General features: G+C 43.3%; 13 protein-coding genes and 1 pseudogene. 10 read left to right on the top strand and 4 right to left on the bottom strand.

All coding sequences use genetic code 11. From position 1 onward, the window contains the following. The first annotated feature begins 79 nt into the window (after nucleotides 1–79). The 4 genes and pseudogenes from ACQKL5_RS08775 (at nucleotide 80) to ACQKL5_RS08760 (ending at nucleotide 5,245) form a co-directional block, all read left to right on the top strand. Nucleotides 80–1,708: a M4 family metallopeptidase gene (locus ACQKL5_RS08775; RefSeq protein ID WP_427608034.1), complete on the top strand. Its 1,629-nt coding sequence runs from the start codon at nucleotides 80–82 to the stop codon at nucleotides 1,706–1,708. Nucleotides 1,709–1,980: 272 nt separating this feature from the next. Then, nucleotides 1,981–2,184, top strand: a pseudogene (locus tag ACQKL5_RS08770) (response regulator transcription factor); the annotation flags it as partial. A 461-nt stretch (nucleotides 2,185–2,645) separates the two neighbouring features. Then, a complete protein-coding gene (locus tag ACQKL5_RS08765) occupies nucleotides 2,646–4,550 on the top strand; it encodes an endonuclease MutS2 (protein WP_427608032.1) in 1,905 nt (634 codons plus the stop codon). Between the two features lie 284 nt (nucleotides 4,551–4,834). Beyond that, the gene (locus ACQKL5_RS08760) at nucleotides 4,835–5,245 is read left to right on the top strand and encodes a hypothetical protein (protein WP_427608030.1); all 411 of its coding nucleotides are present in this window, start codon (nucleotides 4,835–4,837) and stop codon (nucleotides 5,243–5,245) included. 111 nt (nucleotides 5,246–5,356) lie between these two features. Here ACQKL5_RS08760 and ACQKL5_RS08755 read toward each other — a convergent pair whose 3' ends face one another. Beyond that, a complete protein-coding gene (locus tag ACQKL5_RS08755; RefSeq protein ID WP_427608028.1) occupies nucleotides 5,357–5,854 on the bottom strand; it encodes a hypothetical protein in 498 nt (165 codons plus the stop codon). A 471-nt stretch (nucleotides 5,855–6,325) separates the two neighbouring features. Between ACQKL5_RS08755 and ACQKL5_RS08750 the strand changes: the two genes are divergently transcribed. Together ACQKL5_RS08750 and ACQKL5_RS08745 are read left to right on the top strand one after the other, a co-directional pair. After that, nucleotides 6,326–6,871 (top strand): GNAT family N-acetyltransferase, encoded by a 546-nt coding sequence (locus ACQKL5_RS08750; protein WP_427608026.1) that lies wholly within the window; start codon nucleotides 6,326–6,328, stop codon nucleotides 6,869–6,871. A gap of 90 nt (nucleotides 6,872–6,961) precedes the next feature. Continuing rightward, on the top strand, nucleotides 6,962–7,393 hold the full coding sequence (locus ACQKL5_RS08745; protein ID WP_427608024.1) for a hypothetical protein: 432 nt from the start codon (nucleotides 6,962–6,964) through the stop codon (nucleotides 7,391–7,393). 148 nt (nucleotides 7,394–7,541) lie between these two features. On the opposite strand, the gene ACQKL5_RS08740 is transcribed toward ACQKL5_RS08745, so the two are convergent. Further along, nucleotides 7,542–8,231 (bottom strand): hypothetical protein, encoded by a 690-nt coding sequence (locus ACQKL5_RS08740; RefSeq protein ID WP_427608022.1) that lies wholly within the window; start codon nucleotides 8,229–8,231, stop codon nucleotides 7,542–7,544. Nucleotides 8,232–8,373: 142 nt separating this feature from the next. Here ACQKL5_RS08740 and ACQKL5_RS08735 point away from each other — a divergent pair, with 142 nt between their 5' ends. Next, nucleotides 8,374–8,934: a hypothetical protein gene (locus tag ACQKL5_RS08735; RefSeq protein ID WP_427608020.1), complete on the top strand. Its 561-nt coding sequence runs from the start codon at nucleotides 8,374–8,376 to the stop codon at nucleotides 8,932–8,934. Nucleotides 8,935–9,019: 85 nt separating this feature from the next. Here ACQKL5_RS08735 and ACQKL5_RS08730 read toward each other — a convergent pair whose 3' ends face one another. Continuing rightward, nucleotides 9,020–9,430: a hypothetical protein gene (locus ACQKL5_RS08730; RefSeq protein WP_427608019.1), complete on the bottom strand. Its 411-nt coding sequence runs from the start codon at nucleotides 9,428–9,430 to the stop codon at nucleotides 9,020–9,022. Nucleotides 9,431–9,912: 482 nt separating this feature from the next. Here ACQKL5_RS08730 and ACQKL5_RS08725 point away from each other — a divergent pair, with 482 nt between their 5' ends. Then, entirely contained in the window at nucleotides 9,913–10,248 is a 336-nt protein-coding gene (locus ACQKL5_RS08725; RefSeq protein ID WP_427608017.1) for a DUF5658 family protein, read from the top strand. 187 nt (nucleotides 10,249–10,435) lie between these two features. Here the strand turns inward: ACQKL5_RS08725 and ACQKL5_RS08720 are convergent, their stop codons facing one another. Continuing rightward, complete coding sequence (locus ACQKL5_RS08720) at nucleotides 10,436–10,843, bottom strand: DUF1648 domain-containing protein (protein ID WP_427608015.1); 408 nt, start codon at nucleotides 10,841–10,843, stop codon at nucleotides 10,436–10,438. A 285-nt stretch (nucleotides 10,844–11,128) separates the two neighbouring features. Here ACQKL5_RS08720 and ACQKL5_RS08715 point away from each other — a divergent pair, with 285 nt between their 5' ends. Both ACQKL5_RS08715 and ACQKL5_RS08710 read left to right on the top strand, forming a co-directional pair. Then, nucleotides 11,129–11,836, top strand: a complete 708-nt coding sequence (locus ACQKL5_RS08715; RefSeq protein WP_427608013.1) for a hypothetical protein — start codon at nucleotides 11,129–11,131, stop codon at nucleotides 11,834–11,836. After that, a complete protein-coding gene (locus ACQKL5_RS08710) occupies nucleotides 11,829–18,197 on the top strand; it encodes a hypothetical protein (RefSeq protein WP_427608011.1) in 6,369 nt (2,122 codons plus the stop codon). Before ACQKL5_RS08715 ends, ACQKL5_RS08710 begins: the two co-directional genes overlap by 8 nt. The last annotated feature ends 172 nt before the right edge of the window (nucleotides 18,198–18,369 follow it).

The following is an 18,369-nucleotide window of genomic DNA, read 5'->3' as shown; positions in this document are numbered from 1 at the left end:
AAAAATAAAGTTATTTGAATTTTCGTAATTAATAGTTTTATATTACATTGATTCTATTACATAAAAGGAGTTGGGTTATATGAAAGGTAAAATTGTTACAGGGATTGTGTTATCACTTGGATTGATGGTCTCAGTTCTTCCGCAATCTGAGACATGGGCTGCTTCTAAGAATGTATTAAGCACAGAGAAATACAATAAAGAAAAGGATTCTATTGAATTCAAGTCAGGAAATCTGACTTCTCCATCAAGCGAAACACCTGAAACAATTTTATATAACTTCTTAGATAAAAATAAACAATCGTATAAACTTGGCAGTAAGCGAGCGAAGGATTCTTTCAAAGTACTAAAAAAAAGCAAGGACGAGTTTGGAAATACGGTGCTTAAGCTTCAGCAAACATTCGAAGGCGTCCCTGTTTTTGGATCCACACAGGCGGTTGTCCTGAAAGATGATGGTGTTTTGAATGTAGTGTCCGGTACAGTTGTATCTGATCTTGACACAAAACTTGATAAAAAAGACAAAAAAGGCATGAAGGCTTCACAAGCGGTCGAAATAGCTGAAAGCGACCTAGGTTTGACTATAAATTATGAGCAAAAGCCAGATACTGAATTGGTAGTGTTTACAGCAGATGACAATGCTGAATTCGCCTATAAAGTGAATTTAAACTTTTTGGACCCAGAACCAGGAAACTACTATTACTTTATCTCTGTGAAAACAGGGGAAATCCTAAATAAATATAATACCCTAGATGAAGTCTCCGGCACAAACTCTGTCGGAACAGGTACAGGAGTTCTTAAAAACACGGTCTCACTTAATACGACTCTATCAAGCGGAAAATACTATTTACAGGATAATACGAGAGGCAATGGTATTTTTACATACAATGCAAACAACTCATCAAGGTTACCGGGAACTCTGTGGTCCGATGCGGACAACGTATTTAGTGCAACCAATGATGCTCCTGCGGTAGATGCCCACTATTATGCAGGCAAAACTTATGATTACTATAAATCTACTTTCAATAGGAACTCTTATGATGGCAACGGCTCAGCTTTAAAATCAACCGTCCACTATGGAAGTAAATATAACAATGCTTTCTGGAACGGCTCACAAATGGTATACGGAGACGGAGACGGCTCTACTTTCATCCCTCTATCAGGCGGATTGGATGTTGTCGCCCATGAATTAACACATGCTGTGACGTCATCTGAGTCCAATCTCGTTTATCAGGGAGAATCAGGTGCACTAAATGAAGCCATTTCTGATATCTTCGGAACAGTTGTGGAATATAAATATCAGGCATCCAATGCGGATTATTTAATTGGTGAAGATATTTACACACCTAGCGTATCAGGGGATGCCCTTCGTTCGATGTCCAATCCGACTGCTTACGGCGACCCAGATTATTATCCAAACCGTTACACAGGCACAGCGGATAATGGCGGTGTTCATACCAATAGCGGAATCATTAATAAAGCAGCCTACCTGATAGCGGCTGGCGGCACGTTCCACGGTGTGACAGTTAATGGAATTGGTATCGATAAATTAGGTGCCATTTTCTATCGCGCCAACACGGTTTATCTGACGTCATCTGCCACTTTCTCACAAGCAAAAGCTGCAACCATTCAATCCGCTGTTGACCTTTATGGATCAAGTAGTGCAGAAAAAACAGCCGTAACAAATGCTTTCACAGCAGTAGGAATCAATTAATCAAGCTTGATAAAGTTGTAATAGGAAGTGCCCCAAAAGCCAGGTAAATGGCTTTTAGGGGCTTGAGTCAGTTACTTTCCATGCAAGGCAAGGCCATTGGGAAAGTAGAAGTGCCAACTGGAGTTAAGGTTAGGACAGTAGCGGATACGAAAGCAAAATACTTAGAAATATATCTCGGTTGATAAGACGAGAAAAAAGGATTTTGCGCAGAAGATAACGGCTAAGATTGAAGGTAGTAAGGGTATAGGTAAAACTACTAAAAAACAGAGTTGCATGAACAGTTAACAAACCATGAGATGGAAATATTACTATTAATGACTAAAGGGAAATTGAATCAAGAAATTGCCGATGAACTTTTTATTGCCCTGAAAACAGCCGAGGTCCACGTCAGCAATATATTAAGGAAGCTGTGTGTACTGGACCGAACACAAGCTGTGATTTACGCCTTTAAACATTCGCTTGTTCAAGAGGAATGATTTTAGTGAAAATTCACATTTTTTGTTGACTCTCTTTTTTTGAAATGGTATATTTATTCCAATCTAAGAAAAGGTGTGGTGTTTTATGTCGGGAGTAGGTATCAACTAATTTAGTTGAATAAGGTGTTTAATCACTGTTTTTACTAGTGTATTAAGTGTGCCTTTTTTACAGTGTTATTCTGCACTGTAGATACCTACCTTAAGACTGCTTCCTTTTCCATAATCGTGTAACATGATGATGTTACGGCGAAAAGCATGGGGGATTTGTCCTGCCATGCTTTTTTGTTGTATTGATCTGCCTATTTTGTTATCGATTAAGGTCCTTATTATTTTATAAGACCGATGCCCGCAGGAGCTTTCTACTCAAATGAACAGATGTTCATTTGTATAGGTAGGAGATCATTTGCGGGCATTTTTTTTGGAATCGAGGATGAGATTTCACTCATTCAAGGAGGATCATAATGAATAGTATGACATACGAAAAATTACAATATTTCGAACTGAAAGAAAGAGTTAAAGACCATTGTGTCAGTGGTTTAGGTAAAGCGCTGTTGGATCAACTTCAGCCAAGTTCCCTGTTGAATGTTGTTAAAATTCGTTTAAACGAGACAACAGAAGCCAGGAACTTATTGAATGCTGAAAATCATATTCCTTTAAAAGGGATATCTAATGTAGGCAATCTTATTGAAAAGCTAGAAAAAGGAATGATTTTAGAACCAGCTGAATTGGTTGCCATAGCTGATTTCTTAAGAGGTTGCAGGAATATTAAAAAATTCATGGAAGACAAAGAGTTCTTTGCACCCACTCTGCATACCTATGCGCTTTCCATGACTGAATTCAGGAGCATCGAAGAAGAGATTCAGTTCGTTATAAAGGGAAATATGGTCGTTTCCGAAGCGAGTAAGGATTTGAAGCGTATTCGAAATCAAATCGGTAAAACCGAGAGTAAAATAGAGGAGCGTTTGAATAAATTTTTAAAAAGTGGAGCCAATAAAGAGTTCATTCAAGAGTTTTTCATTAGCAAAAAGGATGATCGCTTTACGATTCCCATTAAAGCATCTTATAAAAATCAAGTGGATGGGACAATCGTGGAAGTATCATCTAAAGGGGCCACAGTATTCATGGAACCAGCCGCTGTGACTAAATTAAATGTAGAATTAGCCAGTTTAAAAACTGAAGAATCCATGGAAGTGTATCAACTATTAGCGACCCTATCCGGCACGATTTATGAGCAACTAAAACCGATCAAGGTAAATATAGAACTCATCAGTCAATACGACATGATTTTCGCAAAAGCCAAGTTCAGCAAAAGCATGGATGCTATTGAACCAAAAATCAATAATCATGGTTATATCCGGTTAAAGGGTTGCAGGCATCCTCTTTTGCCTCAAAATAGTGTTCCATTAGATTTCGAGTTGGGTAAGGATTATCGCAGCCTCATTATCACGGGTCCTAATGCTGGCGGTAAAACGGTGGTCCTGAAAACAATCGGTATACTCACATTGGCCATTATGTCGGGGTTTCACATTGCAGGAGAAGAAGGAACAGAACTCGCAGTCTTTGATCACGTATTTGTAGATATAGGTGATAATCAAAGTATGGAAAATGCGCTCAGTACTTTTTCATCACATATGAAAAATATCTCTGAAATTATGAGTGCATCATCCAATAATACTTTACTTCTATTCGATGAAATAGGAAGTGGGACTGAACCGAATGAAGGAGCGGCGTTAGCCATTGCGATACTTGAGGAGTTTTATAAAATGGGCTGCCTGACTGTTGCGACCACTCATTATGGAGAAATCAAACGTCATTCGGAAAGACATAGTGATTTCATAAATGCGGCGATGCAGTTCAATAATGAAACATTAGAGCCCATGTATAAACTGTTGATTGGTGAATCGGGGGATAGCAACGCCCTTTACATTGCTAGAAAAATGAATGTGAGTGAAAAGGTTTTGCTAAAGGCAAGGCGTTATATCGACAATAAAGACTATGATATGGATCGAGTCGAAGCACATAAAATCAAAAAAACGAAAATCATATCGACAACGAAAGAAGACGTGTATGAATTTGAAGTGGGAGACAAAGTAAAGGTAACCGAGCTGAACGGGGATGCTATTGTTTATAAGAAAAGAGATGCTTTCAATAATATCATTGTGCTTTTCGAAGATACCTTTATAGAGATTCACGCGAACAGAATAGAACTTAAATTAAAAGCAAGCGATCTATATCCCGAGGGCTATGATCTAGATTCATTATTTGTCAGTTATGAAGAGCGGAAATTACAGCATGATCTTGAAAGAGGATCTAAAAAAGCTTTAAAGAAAATTGCTTCTGATATACGTAAAGAGCTTAAGGAATGAATAGAATTTAATATCTATACAAATTTCTTCCTTTGTTATACACCCGCATCGTGTTTCATTTTAAAGGCTACCTTTCATTACTAGGAAACTCGCTTGAAGACTTAGCGAGTTTTTTTTGCTTTAAAAAAGGTTCATTGCTTCATCGATTCAGGAAGTAAAGAAATGGTGATGGCAAAGAATACATGTACAACACAATAAAAATATTTGTATAATAACCCTTCTTTTTCTAATTTATAGTAAAATGTAGACGGGATTTAAAATGAATAAATATTGAGAGGATAAATATGCCTAGAAACAGATATTTGAAAGTTATAATACCGTTAGCTCTTATTGTCATCTGCGTTTATTGGTATTTATCTAATACGGTAATATCAGGAACTTCAGAAAATGGGATGTGGAAGGTAACGTATAAAAAAAATTCAGATGCCAGTGAACCATATGGCTGGGAAGGTCATTTATATCAAAGAAATAACGACAACGTAACTGTAAAATCCATTATAGTTGAAGAAAATGATACAATCGATACACGTATCGATGGTTTTGAAGAAGGCAGGTCGGAAGATGGCAAAGTTACTGATTTGCAGCCCTTTTCCGATAATTTTTACTTAGGACATAAGCCACCAAAAGGCACATCAGTATCCGTAGTTTGGGAGCTTAACGATAAAACACATACTGATATAGTTAAAATTAGGTAGATGTTAAATGGACAGCAGAAATGCTGTCTAATTTAATTTTAACAAATTATGCGGACACAGCCGCAATAAAAAGCCAATCGGTTTTACAACCAATCGGCTTTATGGACGTTCCTATGCTTTTACTGTTTTTCGTACTTGGCTTGCATGTAATTTTTTCATGGCCAATCTAGCAATAGGCTGTGCGATTAACGTTTCAACCCAAAATGCGATGAAAAAGTTACGTGGCCAGCTATAAAAGAACCTTTGAAACGGTTCCCAACTAATTTCACCCATGCCAATCCAAGATCCCATGATTGTCAGTAGAATGGACAGGATGGTTACGCTGAATAATATCGTGAATAACACTCTGGCATTAAAGCTGTCCGTTGGTTTAACAAACTTTGGTACGAGTTTAGTAACGAGTGGATTGGCAACGAAGGTTACCAATATAACGACACAAACCCATACGAATGGAATGACTTGTAAGGTATCAAAATACACATCTTTATTGAAACCGAATTCGAAACCCATAATAAGGGGTCCGATGATGTTGACTGAAAGAATGGATATAATCGCCAAGAACAATATAAATTCTTTTCCATTCCGTGGTAATCTTGTTTCTTCGTGCATATTGAAACCATCTCCATATTAAAAATATTTCAGATGGCAGACGTATCGTGAGACATATATTTTTGGCCAATAATCATGGCCAATATCTCTACACACTGATTTATATATTATCTCCTTTTACTATATTTTTTTCAAGAATCCTATTAGGAAAAATACCATTTACCCAATCGAATTACACCAGAACTCTATCCTGCTACAGAGGGAACCAATCGTTGGCCGGCCGTTCATCGACTTGACGCCGCACATGCAATCGGGCAACAACTAACCCTCACAGGAGTCAGTATTTTAAGAGAAGAGGCAAATGACCACTTCGGATTTCTTTCGATTTGGAAGCCTTTGCAACTTGGACTGATTGGGATAGTAAGTAGTAGCCTGAATAGCAATAAGCAACTAACGCTGCAATTGAACTTCAATAAGGAATTACCTGATAAACAAATCATGGTAAAATTTAGATGAAAGGGTGTGGGGATTATGTTAGTGCATAAGATAGATGAGGAAGTATCTTTGAGAATGTTTACTAAAGATGACGCAGGTGAGTTCTACGATCTGACGATTAAGTCAAAATCCTATTTAAGAGAGTGGCTTGGTTGGCTCGATTATACAAAGAGTGTGGAAGATACTGCACAAAATATTCAATCAAGATGTAGAGAACTAATTGATAATGGGGGATATCCACAATCGTTTGCCATTATTTATAATGGGAGAATTGCGGGTACAATCGGTTTTAATACAATAAACAAGGCTAATAAAATTGGTGTTGTGGGTTATTGGTTAGGCGAAGAATTTCAAGGTAAAGGTATCATGTCTAAAGCATTCAAAACCTTAATGGATTACGGATTTATCGACCTTAAGCTAAATCGGATTGAAGTGAGAGTCGCCGTTGAAAATAGAAAAAGTAGGGCGCTCCCTGAAAGGTTTGGTTTTAAGGAGGAAGGACGGATTAGACAAGCAGAGTGGCTATATGACCATTATGTGGATCACGTTATTTATGGACTTTTGGCTAATGAATGGAAATGAATCGTTCGAATTTCTAGGGAAATGAAATTATGAACCTAGAAAATTATGGTGAGAGAAAAGGAATCCACATTTAACGGGAGGTTATTGCATATGCGTTCTCATTGGTCATCGTATGTCTGGAGATTACTTTGGTTAGCGGGATTATTCGTTCTAATCAATAGTAGCTTCACCCTTGGATTGAGCATTCAAAAGAAAGTCGACGAATCGTTTATAATCGACCCACTATTTTGGTTCGATACCCTTGCACCACTTGTGTTTGGTGTCTACCTGTCATTGCTTTTCATGAAGGGATGGACGCTCAAGATTCATAAGCCCCTTTTTTTATGCGTGACCATACCCTGTCTAATTCTTTCATTATATGTTCCAAGCGTTTATACCTTTTCCCCAAACATAGAACACTTACCCAACCCATTTTGGCTGCTTTCTAGGGATGGTTTTAGAATCATACCGATTGTGGCAGGGTTGACGCTTTTTCCTAGCCTATTGGGAGCCAAACGGGAGAACATCTATGGGGAGTGGTGAGTAGAAAAGTCGATTGATATTCGGTGTTTATCACTTGTATGTAATGGAGCTTCTTTCGGACTTTGTTTTTTGATAGCGGGTCCTATTTATCTACTAAAAAACAGAGAAATGAGAATGAGCTTGGAGAAGGACAGCCAAGCTCATTTATTTATACGTGCCTAGCGTCTTCTTGTTGATCGGCTAACTTATTTTCTTCCTCAACTTCAGATGGTTCATGAATCGCATTTATATCTTTCATCATGTTTTGTTCGACATCTTCCATTCGATTTTCCAGTTCATTTAAGCGGTCAGCCTTCGCTTCGCTGAACACGCCCCGTGATGCGTCCATTTTCATTGCACTTGCTATGCTTCTATGTTCACGTTCCATGGAGCTCTTCACTTGGTACACCTTTTCGATGCGATCCATGGCTTGTGAAGATTTTGTTAAAGAAGCCTGTATGTCAGTTCCAGACAAGTCCTCATCTTCAGGTTTTTCTTCTTTCCCTAGTGCCTTTTGGCGCTCTTCCATTTCCATTTCGGCTATTTGTTGGTCGATATCCGTTAATTGGAGCTCGTATTGTTTGAGTTGTTCTTCAATGGAAGATATGTCTTCTCCCTTTTCCAATGTTCGTTCGGTTAAGTTGCTTTTCATTTCTTGAATGCCTTCGCGCTGTTTCATGAGACCTTCAATCATGGAGGTTTGTTTTTGTTGCATTTGTCCGAATAATTGGAGTGAACTGCCGCTAATCGTGACTGTATCCTTTTTGGCAAATGAACTTTCTGATACCGATGCCTTTACATGGTACTGCTCAGGTTGCTTATATAACGGAACAGATTCCGTTCCCAAAGAAATTTTCATCGAATTCCCCCTGTTTACTTTATATATCGGATCATGGATGAGAATTCATTAGTAAGTGGCGTAACAAAAAAACAATTCATAGTCTGCTATAAATGGTAAAATTAGGGTGATAATACATAACTGGAACGATGGAGGGATTTATTTGAAAAATAGAATGATAGCAGTGACCATCCTCTGCTTACTCTTTCTATTCGGATGTTCGAAATCGAAAGAACCGACATTCGAAGAGTATTTCGATACGGAGATGGAGAAAACGAAGGAAGAGTATGGAAAGGAGTTTGATTATTCCTACTCCCTCGTATATAAGAAAGTCCATACATTGAACCAACATCAAGATAGCATAGCCATCTTCACCGAGCACAATCCAAATGGTGATCAAATCTTCCTTGCTTATTTTGAAAAAGAAAATGGGAAGTGGGAGTGGAAGCAAACAAGGGGAGCTGAGTGGGATAGTGCTGTGCAATGGTCTTCCATGAACGAAGAACCATACATATATTCAGGTACGCTTACGGATGATTCCATTACAGATGTGTTGGTGGGGGATGAACCAGCTGAAATCATCGAAGTAGAGGAAGGAAAAAGGTTTTGGTATGCCATTAGCGATGTACAAACCGTTAAAGTGAAAGCGGTAAAAGAAGATGGCAGAGAAGAAAATGTTGAAGAAATAGATAAAGAGCTTATGGAGAAGGAAGGTAAAAAATAAAGGTTATGTTAAAGGTAACAATGAGTTGGAAATTTATTTCCAACATCATTTTACTTTGATGTCCGTTTTTCACTTGAAGAAGCCTTTACTTTTTAAATCTCACTAACGTTTTTTCTAGTATTTCAATCTGGTCAATATCAAAGTTATTGATTTGAAGAGTTTTCTCACCATCTCGCTTATCGGTTTCTTCTCCAATCCAACAACTAAACAGTTCAAAATAATCTCCTTTTTCAAGATAGCTGTCCATTCTTTTACAAAGTTCTAACAACTTTACTTTTGATTCAGCACAGGTTTCTAGATTCATATATTCCGAAATCTCAATTCCCCAGTGACTTGATACCTCGTAAACATAAGGGGTAGTCAACTGATATTTCTTTACATTTTGGAGTTCCCTTTCTCCTGCAAAACAACTTCCAATGTAAAAAAAATCATCTGAATATTCATCATCGTTAATTGATAATTCTATATTGCATCCAATGTAGGAAGCTAAACTCATTCTCACTCAATCCTTTGGTAATCATATTTAACTATGCTGCCTCTTTAATATACAGAGATAATTAGTCGGCCAAAATAATTCTCCTTTTTTAGTTAATCATAGCATAAGGTTGTACTGTACATTTCGAATACACTACGCTTCCAAAACTATGCTGCCCGGTTAGTTTAAGTGTAATTTTCACGAAAAATCAACCCTTCCCTTTAACATAGCCAAAATAAAAAGCACTCACCGATTTTCGTTCGAATTGTGGATACATCTGTGGTTTTACTAATTAACCGGAAGATTTAGATAGGTGAAAGTGACCGGGTGCTATGTATGCAATGCTTCTTAAGGGGGGCATTGCAAGATTTTTTAAAAGTTTATTGTTCGTTATAATGAACTTGTGATTCGTTATGAAGATTACATGCTCTTTATTGTCATTCATCTTTGAAAAGGTATGTGCCGATTGTCTTTTTGTAAAGATAGAGGAAGGAGGAGATCAAGTGAGAGATGCAAGAATTTCCGAATCAAAAATGAAGAAGCTACTTGTATGGATTTTGGGGCTATGTCTGTTCGATGCTGTTGTAACCGATTTGGGTATCCAGGCAGGATATATAAGAGAATTGAATCCCCTCATGAAAGAGGTGTATCACTGGAGCCGGTTCTCTTTCTATGGATGCAAGCTTTTCCTTCCTTTGCTTTTATTATGGATCTATCCGAGGGTAGAGCATCGCAAAATGGTGAACGGGGGAGCCGTGTTTTGTTTGGTCATTTATGCGGCAGTCACGGTATACCATGTTACCTGGATGATGATAGTTTGGAAGGGTATGTTCGATTAGACTGATATTAGTCCGGAATTGACCGATATATCCTTGAAATAGACCGATAAAAACGTCAAACTGACCGATATATCTTCTAATGGATAAAAAAAGAATAATTACCGCGTAGGCAATTATTCGTTATATATTCCTTTAACTGTTGTTGCTACGGACTTCTCCGCCTTTTTTCTTTGATTTCTAGATAAAACTAGATTAAAGCTAATTGAATGCTCGTCCAATTTGTATAAGTAAAAAAGATGACCACTACATTCTTGGTCATATTTAACAAAATCCGGTTATTTCTATGCTCCATTTCCTTGTTTTCTTGAACAAAAAAAGGGAAGTTAATGTGCTGCGGGAATTTTTCAAGAATACTTAATCCAATCCAAATGACTACCCCAAAAAGCGGAAGAGCAATGACGCTTCCTTTCGAGCCCCAAATTTTCACTTCCCCGAAATTAAATTGAAAGGGAATTCGACTTGGTAAAGATGACCATTCCGTAATGATGTATAGGAGACTAGCAATCAGAAATAAGAGCGAAAGGATATCTAGAATGATTTCTAATGGCGTTCTATTACGTTTTATAATTTGCCGCAGCTGTTTAATTCCTCTCAACCCCATTTCAATGATAAAAATTACCGGTGTAAAAGCAATATAGTTTATCCCTATTTTAGCATGGGGGTGGTGTACAATGTGAATCTCTCTAAAATAATCCCAGAGCAGAAGTTAATTAAGATACCATTTCGTTTATGTGAAGAGGCAAATTCACAGGTGAGTTTTAGATTTTTGTACAAACAGGGGGCATTTCCGTTAGAAGGGCACATTTTATAAGATAATTGTCTACTCCTTTAATTCGCCAGACTCATAGTATACAGACAGGTGATTAAAGGAGGAAATGAATTGCATAAAGATAGAAAACATAAAAAGTGTAAGCATTGTGGACATAAAAAATGTCAATGTGAATCTAACCATAAACATAAAACCAGTGGTCAAAGTGTAAAGCAAGAAGTAATAGTGGATATTAGCATACCAAGAGGAAGTGAACCGATAAGTCCAACCGGATTCACGGGTATTACAGGAGTCACCGGGATTATTGGACCAACAGGACCAACAGGACCAACAGGACCAACAGGAGCAACGGGAGCAGGCTTGGAAGATGCAATAGCTTTTAATCCAGCAGAGGCACCGGGTTATCCGGCAGGTCAAATTGTGCTGTATGAAGGAAGCTTTTATCGAGCAAATGTCGCGGGCCCAACAGGAGTCCCAGGTCAATCGGCAGATTATACATTACTTGTATCAGGCGGGTCAACGGGTGTAACTGGACCGACTGGTGAAGTAGGAGCAACAGGAATAACGGGGGCGACTGGGCAAACAGGAGCGACCGGGTTAACGGGCCCAACAGGAGAAACAGGACCCACCGGAATAACGGGAGCTACTGGTGAAACGGGTGCAACAGGAATAACAGGAGCGACGGGTGTAGGCTTAGAGGATGCAGTAACTTTCAATCCGGCTGCAGCACCAGGTTATCAGGCAGGCCAAATAGTCTTGTATGAGGGAAGTATTTATATAGCGAATGTAGCAAATCCGAGGGGGATTCCAGGTGAGTGATTATACATTACTTGTATCTGCTGGGTCAACGGGACCAACAGGACCAACAGGACCGACTGGTGAAGTAGGAGCCCCTGGAATAACGGGCCCTACGGGTGCAACGGGATCAGGCTTGGGTGATGCAGTAACATTTAATCCGGCAGAAGCCCCGGGTTACCCAGCAGGTCAGATCTTATTATTTGAAGGAAGTCTCTATCGAGCGAATGTAGCGAGCCCGACAGGAATCCCAGGACAATCAGCAGATTATACCTTACTTGTGTCAAGTGGAGCGACGGGTGTAACAGGACCGACTGGAGAAGCGGGAGCTACAGGAATCACTGGTGCAACTGGAGAGACAGGGGCTACCGGATCGGGATTGGGTGATGCAGTAACATTTGATCCAGCAGAAGCTCCGAATTATCCGGCAGGCCAAATCTTACTATATGAAGGAAGTCTTTATCGAGCGAATGTATCGGGTCCAACTGGAATTCCAGGACAATCGGCAGATTATACCTTGCTTGTATCAAGTGGAGCGACGGGTGTAACAGGACCGACTGGAGAAGCGGGAGCCCCAGGGATCACAGGAGCAACTGGAATAACAGGATCTACTGGTGCAACGGGATCAGGATTGGGTGATGCAGTAACTTTCGATCCGGCAGAAGCTCCGGGTTATCCAGCAGGCCAAATCTTATTATATGAAGGAAGCCTTTATCGAGCAAATGTGGCAGGTCCGACGGGAATCCCAGGCCAATCGGCAGATTATACTTTGCTTGTATCAAGTGGAGCGACGGGTGTAACCGGTCCAACTGGAGAAGCTGGAGCTACAGGGATCACTGGTGCAACTGGAGAGATAGGAGCCACTGGAATAACGGGCTCTACTGGTGCAACGGGATCAGGCTTGGGTGATGCAGTAACTTTCGATCCGGCAGAAGCTCCGGGTTATCCAGCAGGCCAAATCTTATTATATGAAGGAAGCCTTTATCGAGCAAATGTGGCAGGTCCGACGGGAATCCCAGGACAATCAGCAGACTATACCTTGCTTGTGTCCAGTGGAGCAACGGGTGTAACAGGTCCTACTGGAGAGACAGGGGCTACCGGATCAGGCTTGGGTGATGCAGTAATATTTGATCCAGCAGAAGCTCCGAATTATCCGGCAGGCCAAATCTTACTATATGAAGGAAGTCTTTATCGAGCGAATGTAGGGGGTCCTACAGGAATCCCAGGACAATCAGCAGATTATACCTTGCTTGTATCAAGTGGAGCGACGGGTGTAACAGGTCCAACTGGAGAAGCGGGAGCTCCAGGGATCACAGGAGCAACAGGAGAAGTGGGAGCCCCTGGAATAACAGGCTCTACCGGTGCAACGGGATCAGGCTTGGGTGATGCAATAACATTTGATCAGGCAGAAGCACCGAATTATCCGGCAGGCCAAATCTTATTATATGAAGGAAGCCTTTATCGAGCAAATGTGGCAGGTCCGACGGGAATCCCAGGGCAATCGGCAGATTATACCTTGCTTGTATCAAGTGGAGCAACGGGTGTAACAGGTCCGACTGGAGAAGCGGGAGCCCCAGGAATCACAGGAGCAACTGGAGAGATAGGAGCCACTGGAATAACGGGCTCTACTGGTGCAACGGGATCAGGCTTGGGTGATGCAGTAACATTTGATCCGGCAGAAGCACCGAATTATCCAGCAGGCCAAATCTTATTATATGAAGGAAGCCTTTATCGAGCAAATGTAGCGGGTCCTACAGGAATCCCAGGACAATCAGCAGACTATACCTTGCTTGTGTCAAGTGGAGCGACGGGTGTAACCGGAGCTACAGGAGATATAGGGGCAACCGGAGAAAAAGGTACCACCGGTGCGACGGGAGTAGGATTGGATGATGTTGTATCTTTTGATCCGGCAGAAGCACCGAATTATCCGGCAGGCCAGATTGTGCTGTATGAAGGAAGTCTCTATCAAGCGAGTGTAGCGGGGCCAACTGGAATTCCAGGACAATCGGCAGATTATACTTTGCTTCTATCAAGTGGAGCAACTGGTCCAACCGGAGAAACAGGAGTTACAGGAATCACTGGTCCAACGGGAGAAGCAGGAGCTACAGGAATTACCGGAGCAACGGGATCAGGATTGGGTGATGCAGTAACATTTGATCCGGCAGAAGCACCGAATTATCCAGCAGGGCAGATTTTACTATATGAAGGAAGCCTTTACCGAGCAAATGTAGCGGGTCCGACGGGAATCCCAGGACAATCAGCAGACTATACCTTGCTTGTGTCCAGTGGAGCAACGGGTGTAACAGGTCCTACTGGAGAGACAGGGGCTACTGGGTCAGGCTTGGGTGATGCAGTAACATTTGATCCGGCAGAAGCACCGAATTATCCGGCAGGCCAAATCTTATTATATGAAGGAAGCCTTTATCGAGCGAATGTGGCAGGCCCTACGGGAATCCCAGGACAATCAGCAGATTATACTTTGCTTGTGTCAAGTGGAGCGACGGGTGTAACAGGTCCGACGGGAGAAGCGGGAGCTACAGGAATCACTGGTGCAACTGGAGAGACAGGAGCAACCGGAGCAGGTCTAGATGATGCAGTAACATTTAATCCAGCGGAAGCACCGAGTTATCCAGCAGGTCAGATTGTGTTGTATGAAGGAAGCCTTTATCAAGCGAGTGTAGCGGGTCCAACTGGAATCCCAGGACAATCGGCAGATTATACATTGCTTGTATCAAGTGGAGCGACGGGTGTAACAGGTCCAACTGGAGAAGCAGGAGCTACAGGGATCACAGGAGCAACTGGATCAGGGTTGGGTGATGCAGTAGCATTTGATCCAGCAGAAGCGCCGAGTTATCCAGCAGGCCAGATTTTACTATATGAAGGAAGTCTTTATCGAGCAAATGTAGCGGGCCCTACGGGAATCCCAGGACAATCGGCAGATTATACATTGCTTGTATCAAGTGGAGCGACGGGTGTAACAGGTCCGACTGGAGAAGCAGGAGCTACAGGGATCACAGGAGCAACGGGATCAGGGTTGGGTGATGCAGTAGCATTTGATCCGGCAGAAGCGCCGAGTTATCCGGCAGGCCAAATTTTATTATATGAAGGAAGTCTCTATCGAGCAAATGTAGCGGGCCCTACGGGAATCCCAGGGCAATCGGCAGATTATACCTTGCTTGTATCAAGTGGAGCGACGGGTGTAACAGGTCCGACTGGAGAAACAGGACCAACAGGAATCACGGGTCCAACTGGAGAAGCAGGAGCTACAGGAATCACGGGTGCAACTGGTGAAACGGGACCAACAGGAATTACTGGCCCCACAGGAGTAACGGGTGTTGGTATACAGGATGCAGAAACTTTTAATGCAGCAGAAGCGCCGAGTTATCCAGCAGGTGAGCTAGTTAGTTTTGAGGGAAATCTTTATCGAGCAAATGTAGCGGGCCCCACAGGAATTCCAGGACAATCCGCGGATTATGAATTAGTTGTAGTGAGTGGAGAAACAGGACCAACTGGTGTAACGGGTGCGACAGGAGATGTTGGGCCAACAGGGGCAACAGGTGATACGGGAGAAAGAGGAGTAACGGGAGCAACCGGAGCAGGTCTAGATGATGCAGTAACATTTGATCCAGCAGAAGCGCCAGGTTATCTAGCAGGTCAGGTTGTAGTATATGAAGGTAGTCTTTATCGAGCAAATATAGCAAGCCCTACAGGAATTCCGGGTCAATCTGCAGATTACACAATACTTGTGTCAAGTGGAGCAACGGGCTTAACGGGAGCAACAGGTTTAACAGGAGCAACGGGTCTAACAGGAGCGACAGGCCTGACAGGAGCTACAGGAATTACAGGAGCGACCGGCCTAACGGGAGCAACAGGTTTAACAGGAGCAACAGGCTTAACAGGAGCGACAGGAATTACGGGAGTAACCGGCCTCACGGGAGCAACAGGTGTAACAGGGTCAACAGGATTAACAGGAGCAACGGGTCTAACGGGAGCAACGGGCTTAACAGGAGTAACCGGTCTAACGGGAGCAACGGGCTTAACAGGAGCGACCGGCCTCACTGGTGCAACAGGTCTAACAGGAGCAACAGGTCTAACAGGAGAGACCGGAATTACCGGAGCAACCGGCCTCACGGGAGCAACAGGATTAACGGGAGCAACGGGCTTAACAGGAGCAACCGGCCTCACCGGAGTAACGGGTCTCACTGGAGCGACAGGTCTCACGGGAGCGACAGGTTTAACGGGAGCCACAGGTTTAACGGGAGCAACCGGCCTCACCGGAGCCACGGGTCTCACTGGTGCAACAGGTGTAACCGGAGCGACTGGAATTACAGGAGCAACCGGTCTAACCGGAGCAACAGGTCTTACCGGGGCAACGGGTCTAACCGGAGCAACAGGTCTAACGGGAGCAACAGGTCTAACGGGAGCCACGGGTCTCACTGGTGCAACGGGCCTGACAGGTGCGACAGGATTAACTGGAGCAACAGGTCTAACGGGATCGACAGGTCTAACAGGGGCAACAGGAGTAACAGGTGTAACGGGAGCGACCGGCCTCACTGGTGCAACAGGTGTAACAGGAGCGACAGGTTTAACAGGGTCAACCGGCCTGACAGGAGCGACAGGTGTAACAGGATCGACAGGTGTAACAGGATCGACAGGTGTAACAGGAGCAACGGGTCTAACAGGAGCGACCGGAATTACCGGAGCAACAGGCTTAACGGGAGCCACGGGTTTAACAGGGGCAACAGGCCTAACGGGAGCAACAGGTGTAACAGGAGCGACAGGCCTAACCGGAGCCACAGGCCTCACGGGAGCAACAGGTTTAACGGGAGCCACTGGCCTAACAGGTGCAACAGGTCTAACAGGAGCGACCGGTCTCACTGGTGCAACAGGTGTAACAGGAGCGACCGGAATTACAGGATCAACCGGCCTAACAGGAGCGACCGGTCTCACTGGAGCAACAGGTTTAACGGGAGCAACCGGCCTCACCGGAGCCACGGGTCTCACTGGAGCAACAGGTGTAACCGGAGAGACCGGAATTACAGGATCAACCGGCCTAACAGGAGCGACCGGTCTCACTGGAGCAACAGGTTTAACGGGAGCGACCGGCCTCACCGGAGCCACGGGTCTCACTGGAGCAACAGGTTTAACAGGAGCGACTGGTTTAACAGGAGCCACGGGCTTAACGGGAGCAACCGGCCTCACTGGTGCGATAGGGTTAACAGGGTCGACAGGTTTAACAGGAGCCACCGGCCTAACGGGAGCGACAGGTCTCACTGGTGCAACAGGTGTAACCGGAGCAACCGGCCTCACCGGAGCGACAGGTTTAACAGGAGTCACCGGCTTAACGGGAGCAACCGGAATCACCGGAGCGACAGGTTTAACAGGAGTCACTGGCTTAACGGGAGCAACCGGAATTACCGGGGCAACGGGTCTAACCGGAGCGACAGGTCTAACGGGAGCAACCGGTCTAACGGGAGCGACAGGTCTAACGGGAGCAACCGGTCTAACGGGAGCAACCGGTCTAACGGGAGCCACGGGCTTAACGGGAGCCACGGGTCTAACAGGAGCCACAGGTCTAACGGGAGCCACAGGTCTAACAGGGGCAACAGGAGTAACAGGTCTAACGGGAGCAACAGGTGTAACGGGAGCGACCGGCCTAACAGGAGCAACGGGTCTAACAGGAGCCACAGGTCTAACGGGAGCAACAGGTGTAACAGGAGTAACAGGAGTAACAGGTCTAACGGGAGCAACGGGCCTAACAGGAACGACAGGTCTAACGGGAGCAACAGGTGTAACCGGAGCGACTGGAATTACAGGAGCAACCGGCCTCACTGGTGCAACAGGTGTAACAGGAGCGACCGGCCAAACGGGAGCAACAGGATTAACAGGAGCAACGGGTCTAACAGGAGCCACGGGCTTAACAGGAGCCACGGGTGTAACAGGAGCAACAGGTGTAACCGGAGCGACAGGAGTTACCGGAGCCACCGGAGTAGGACCACAATTATTTTTTACAGAGGTAGCTGGTCCAATTACTATCCCAGTAACTGGCGAAGTATCAGTGGCTACGTTGAATGTACCAACTACCATTGGACAGAACGTCAAAGTGGACTATGCCGTATCCATTGATGTGACGACGTTGGCAAACGCCAATTTGACCGTTCAAACTCGCTTGTACCGTAATGGAACGTTAATTGACACACGTTCTATTCAAAGGAGTTTAAATATTGCAGATACATCAAGATTCCCGGTAGCATCCACCAATGTGAGTACGGCTGCAGTTACTGGAACTACAACCTATGAAATTAGGATTGCGTTCACAGCAGCTGTAAGCATATCAGCGTCCAGTGCTGTAAATGTTGATTTAAACGCGATACGCTTTCCTTAATGAAGTGGCGAGAAAGTAGTGTAAGGAAATAGCTGATTATTAAAATGCTTTAAAGTAGTGTGTGTGATAAATAGCTCAAAAAGCCGATTGATTGATTGATTCTATGATCAGTCGGCTTTTTTTTATTGTGAAATAGTATTTTTAGCATGTGTTTAGTGAGGAAATCCGGAGA

The sequence above is a fragment of the Peribacillus sp. NPDC097675 genome (assembly GCF_050277655.1).
Taxonomy (GTDB): domain Bacteria; phylum Bacillota; class Bacilli; order Bacillales; family DSM-1321; genus Peribacillus.
Note: the sequence above shows the minus strand (reverse complement) of the source record. Positions and strands in the feature narration are given on the sequence as shown.

Excerpts from the sequence above, each read along its gene's own strand:
- ACQKL5_RS08775 (WP_427608034.1), top strand. The coding sequence starts at position 80 with ATGAAAGGTAAAATTGTTACAGGGATTGTGTTATCACTTGGATTGATG.
- ACQKL5_RS08765 (WP_427608032.1), top strand. The coding sequence starts at position 2,646 with ATGAATAGTATGACATACGAAAAATTACAATATTTCGAACTGAAAGAA.
- ACQKL5_RS08760 (WP_427608030.1), top strand. The coding sequence starts at position 4,835 with ATGCCTAGAAACAGATATTTGAAAGTTATAATACCGTTAGCTCTTATT.
- ACQKL5_RS08755 (WP_427608028.1), bottom strand. The coding sequence starts at position 5,854 with ATGCACGAAGAAACAAGATTACCACGGAATGGAAAAGAATTTATATTG.
- ACQKL5_RS08750 (WP_427608026.1), top strand. The coding sequence starts at position 6,326 with ATGTTAGTGCATAAGATAGATGAGGAAGTATCTTTGAGAATGTTTACT.
- ACQKL5_RS08745 (WP_427608024.1), top strand. The coding sequence starts at position 6,962 with ATGCGTTCTCATTGGTCATCGTATGTCTGGAGATTACTTTGGTTAGCG.
- ACQKL5_RS08740 (WP_427608022.1), bottom strand. The coding sequence starts at position 8,231 with ATGAAAATTTCTTTGGGAACGGAATCTGTTCCGTTATATAAGCAACCT.
- ACQKL5_RS08730 (WP_427608019.1), bottom strand. The coding sequence starts at position 9,430 with ATGAGTTTAGCTTCCTACATTGGATGCAATATAGAATTATCAATTAAC.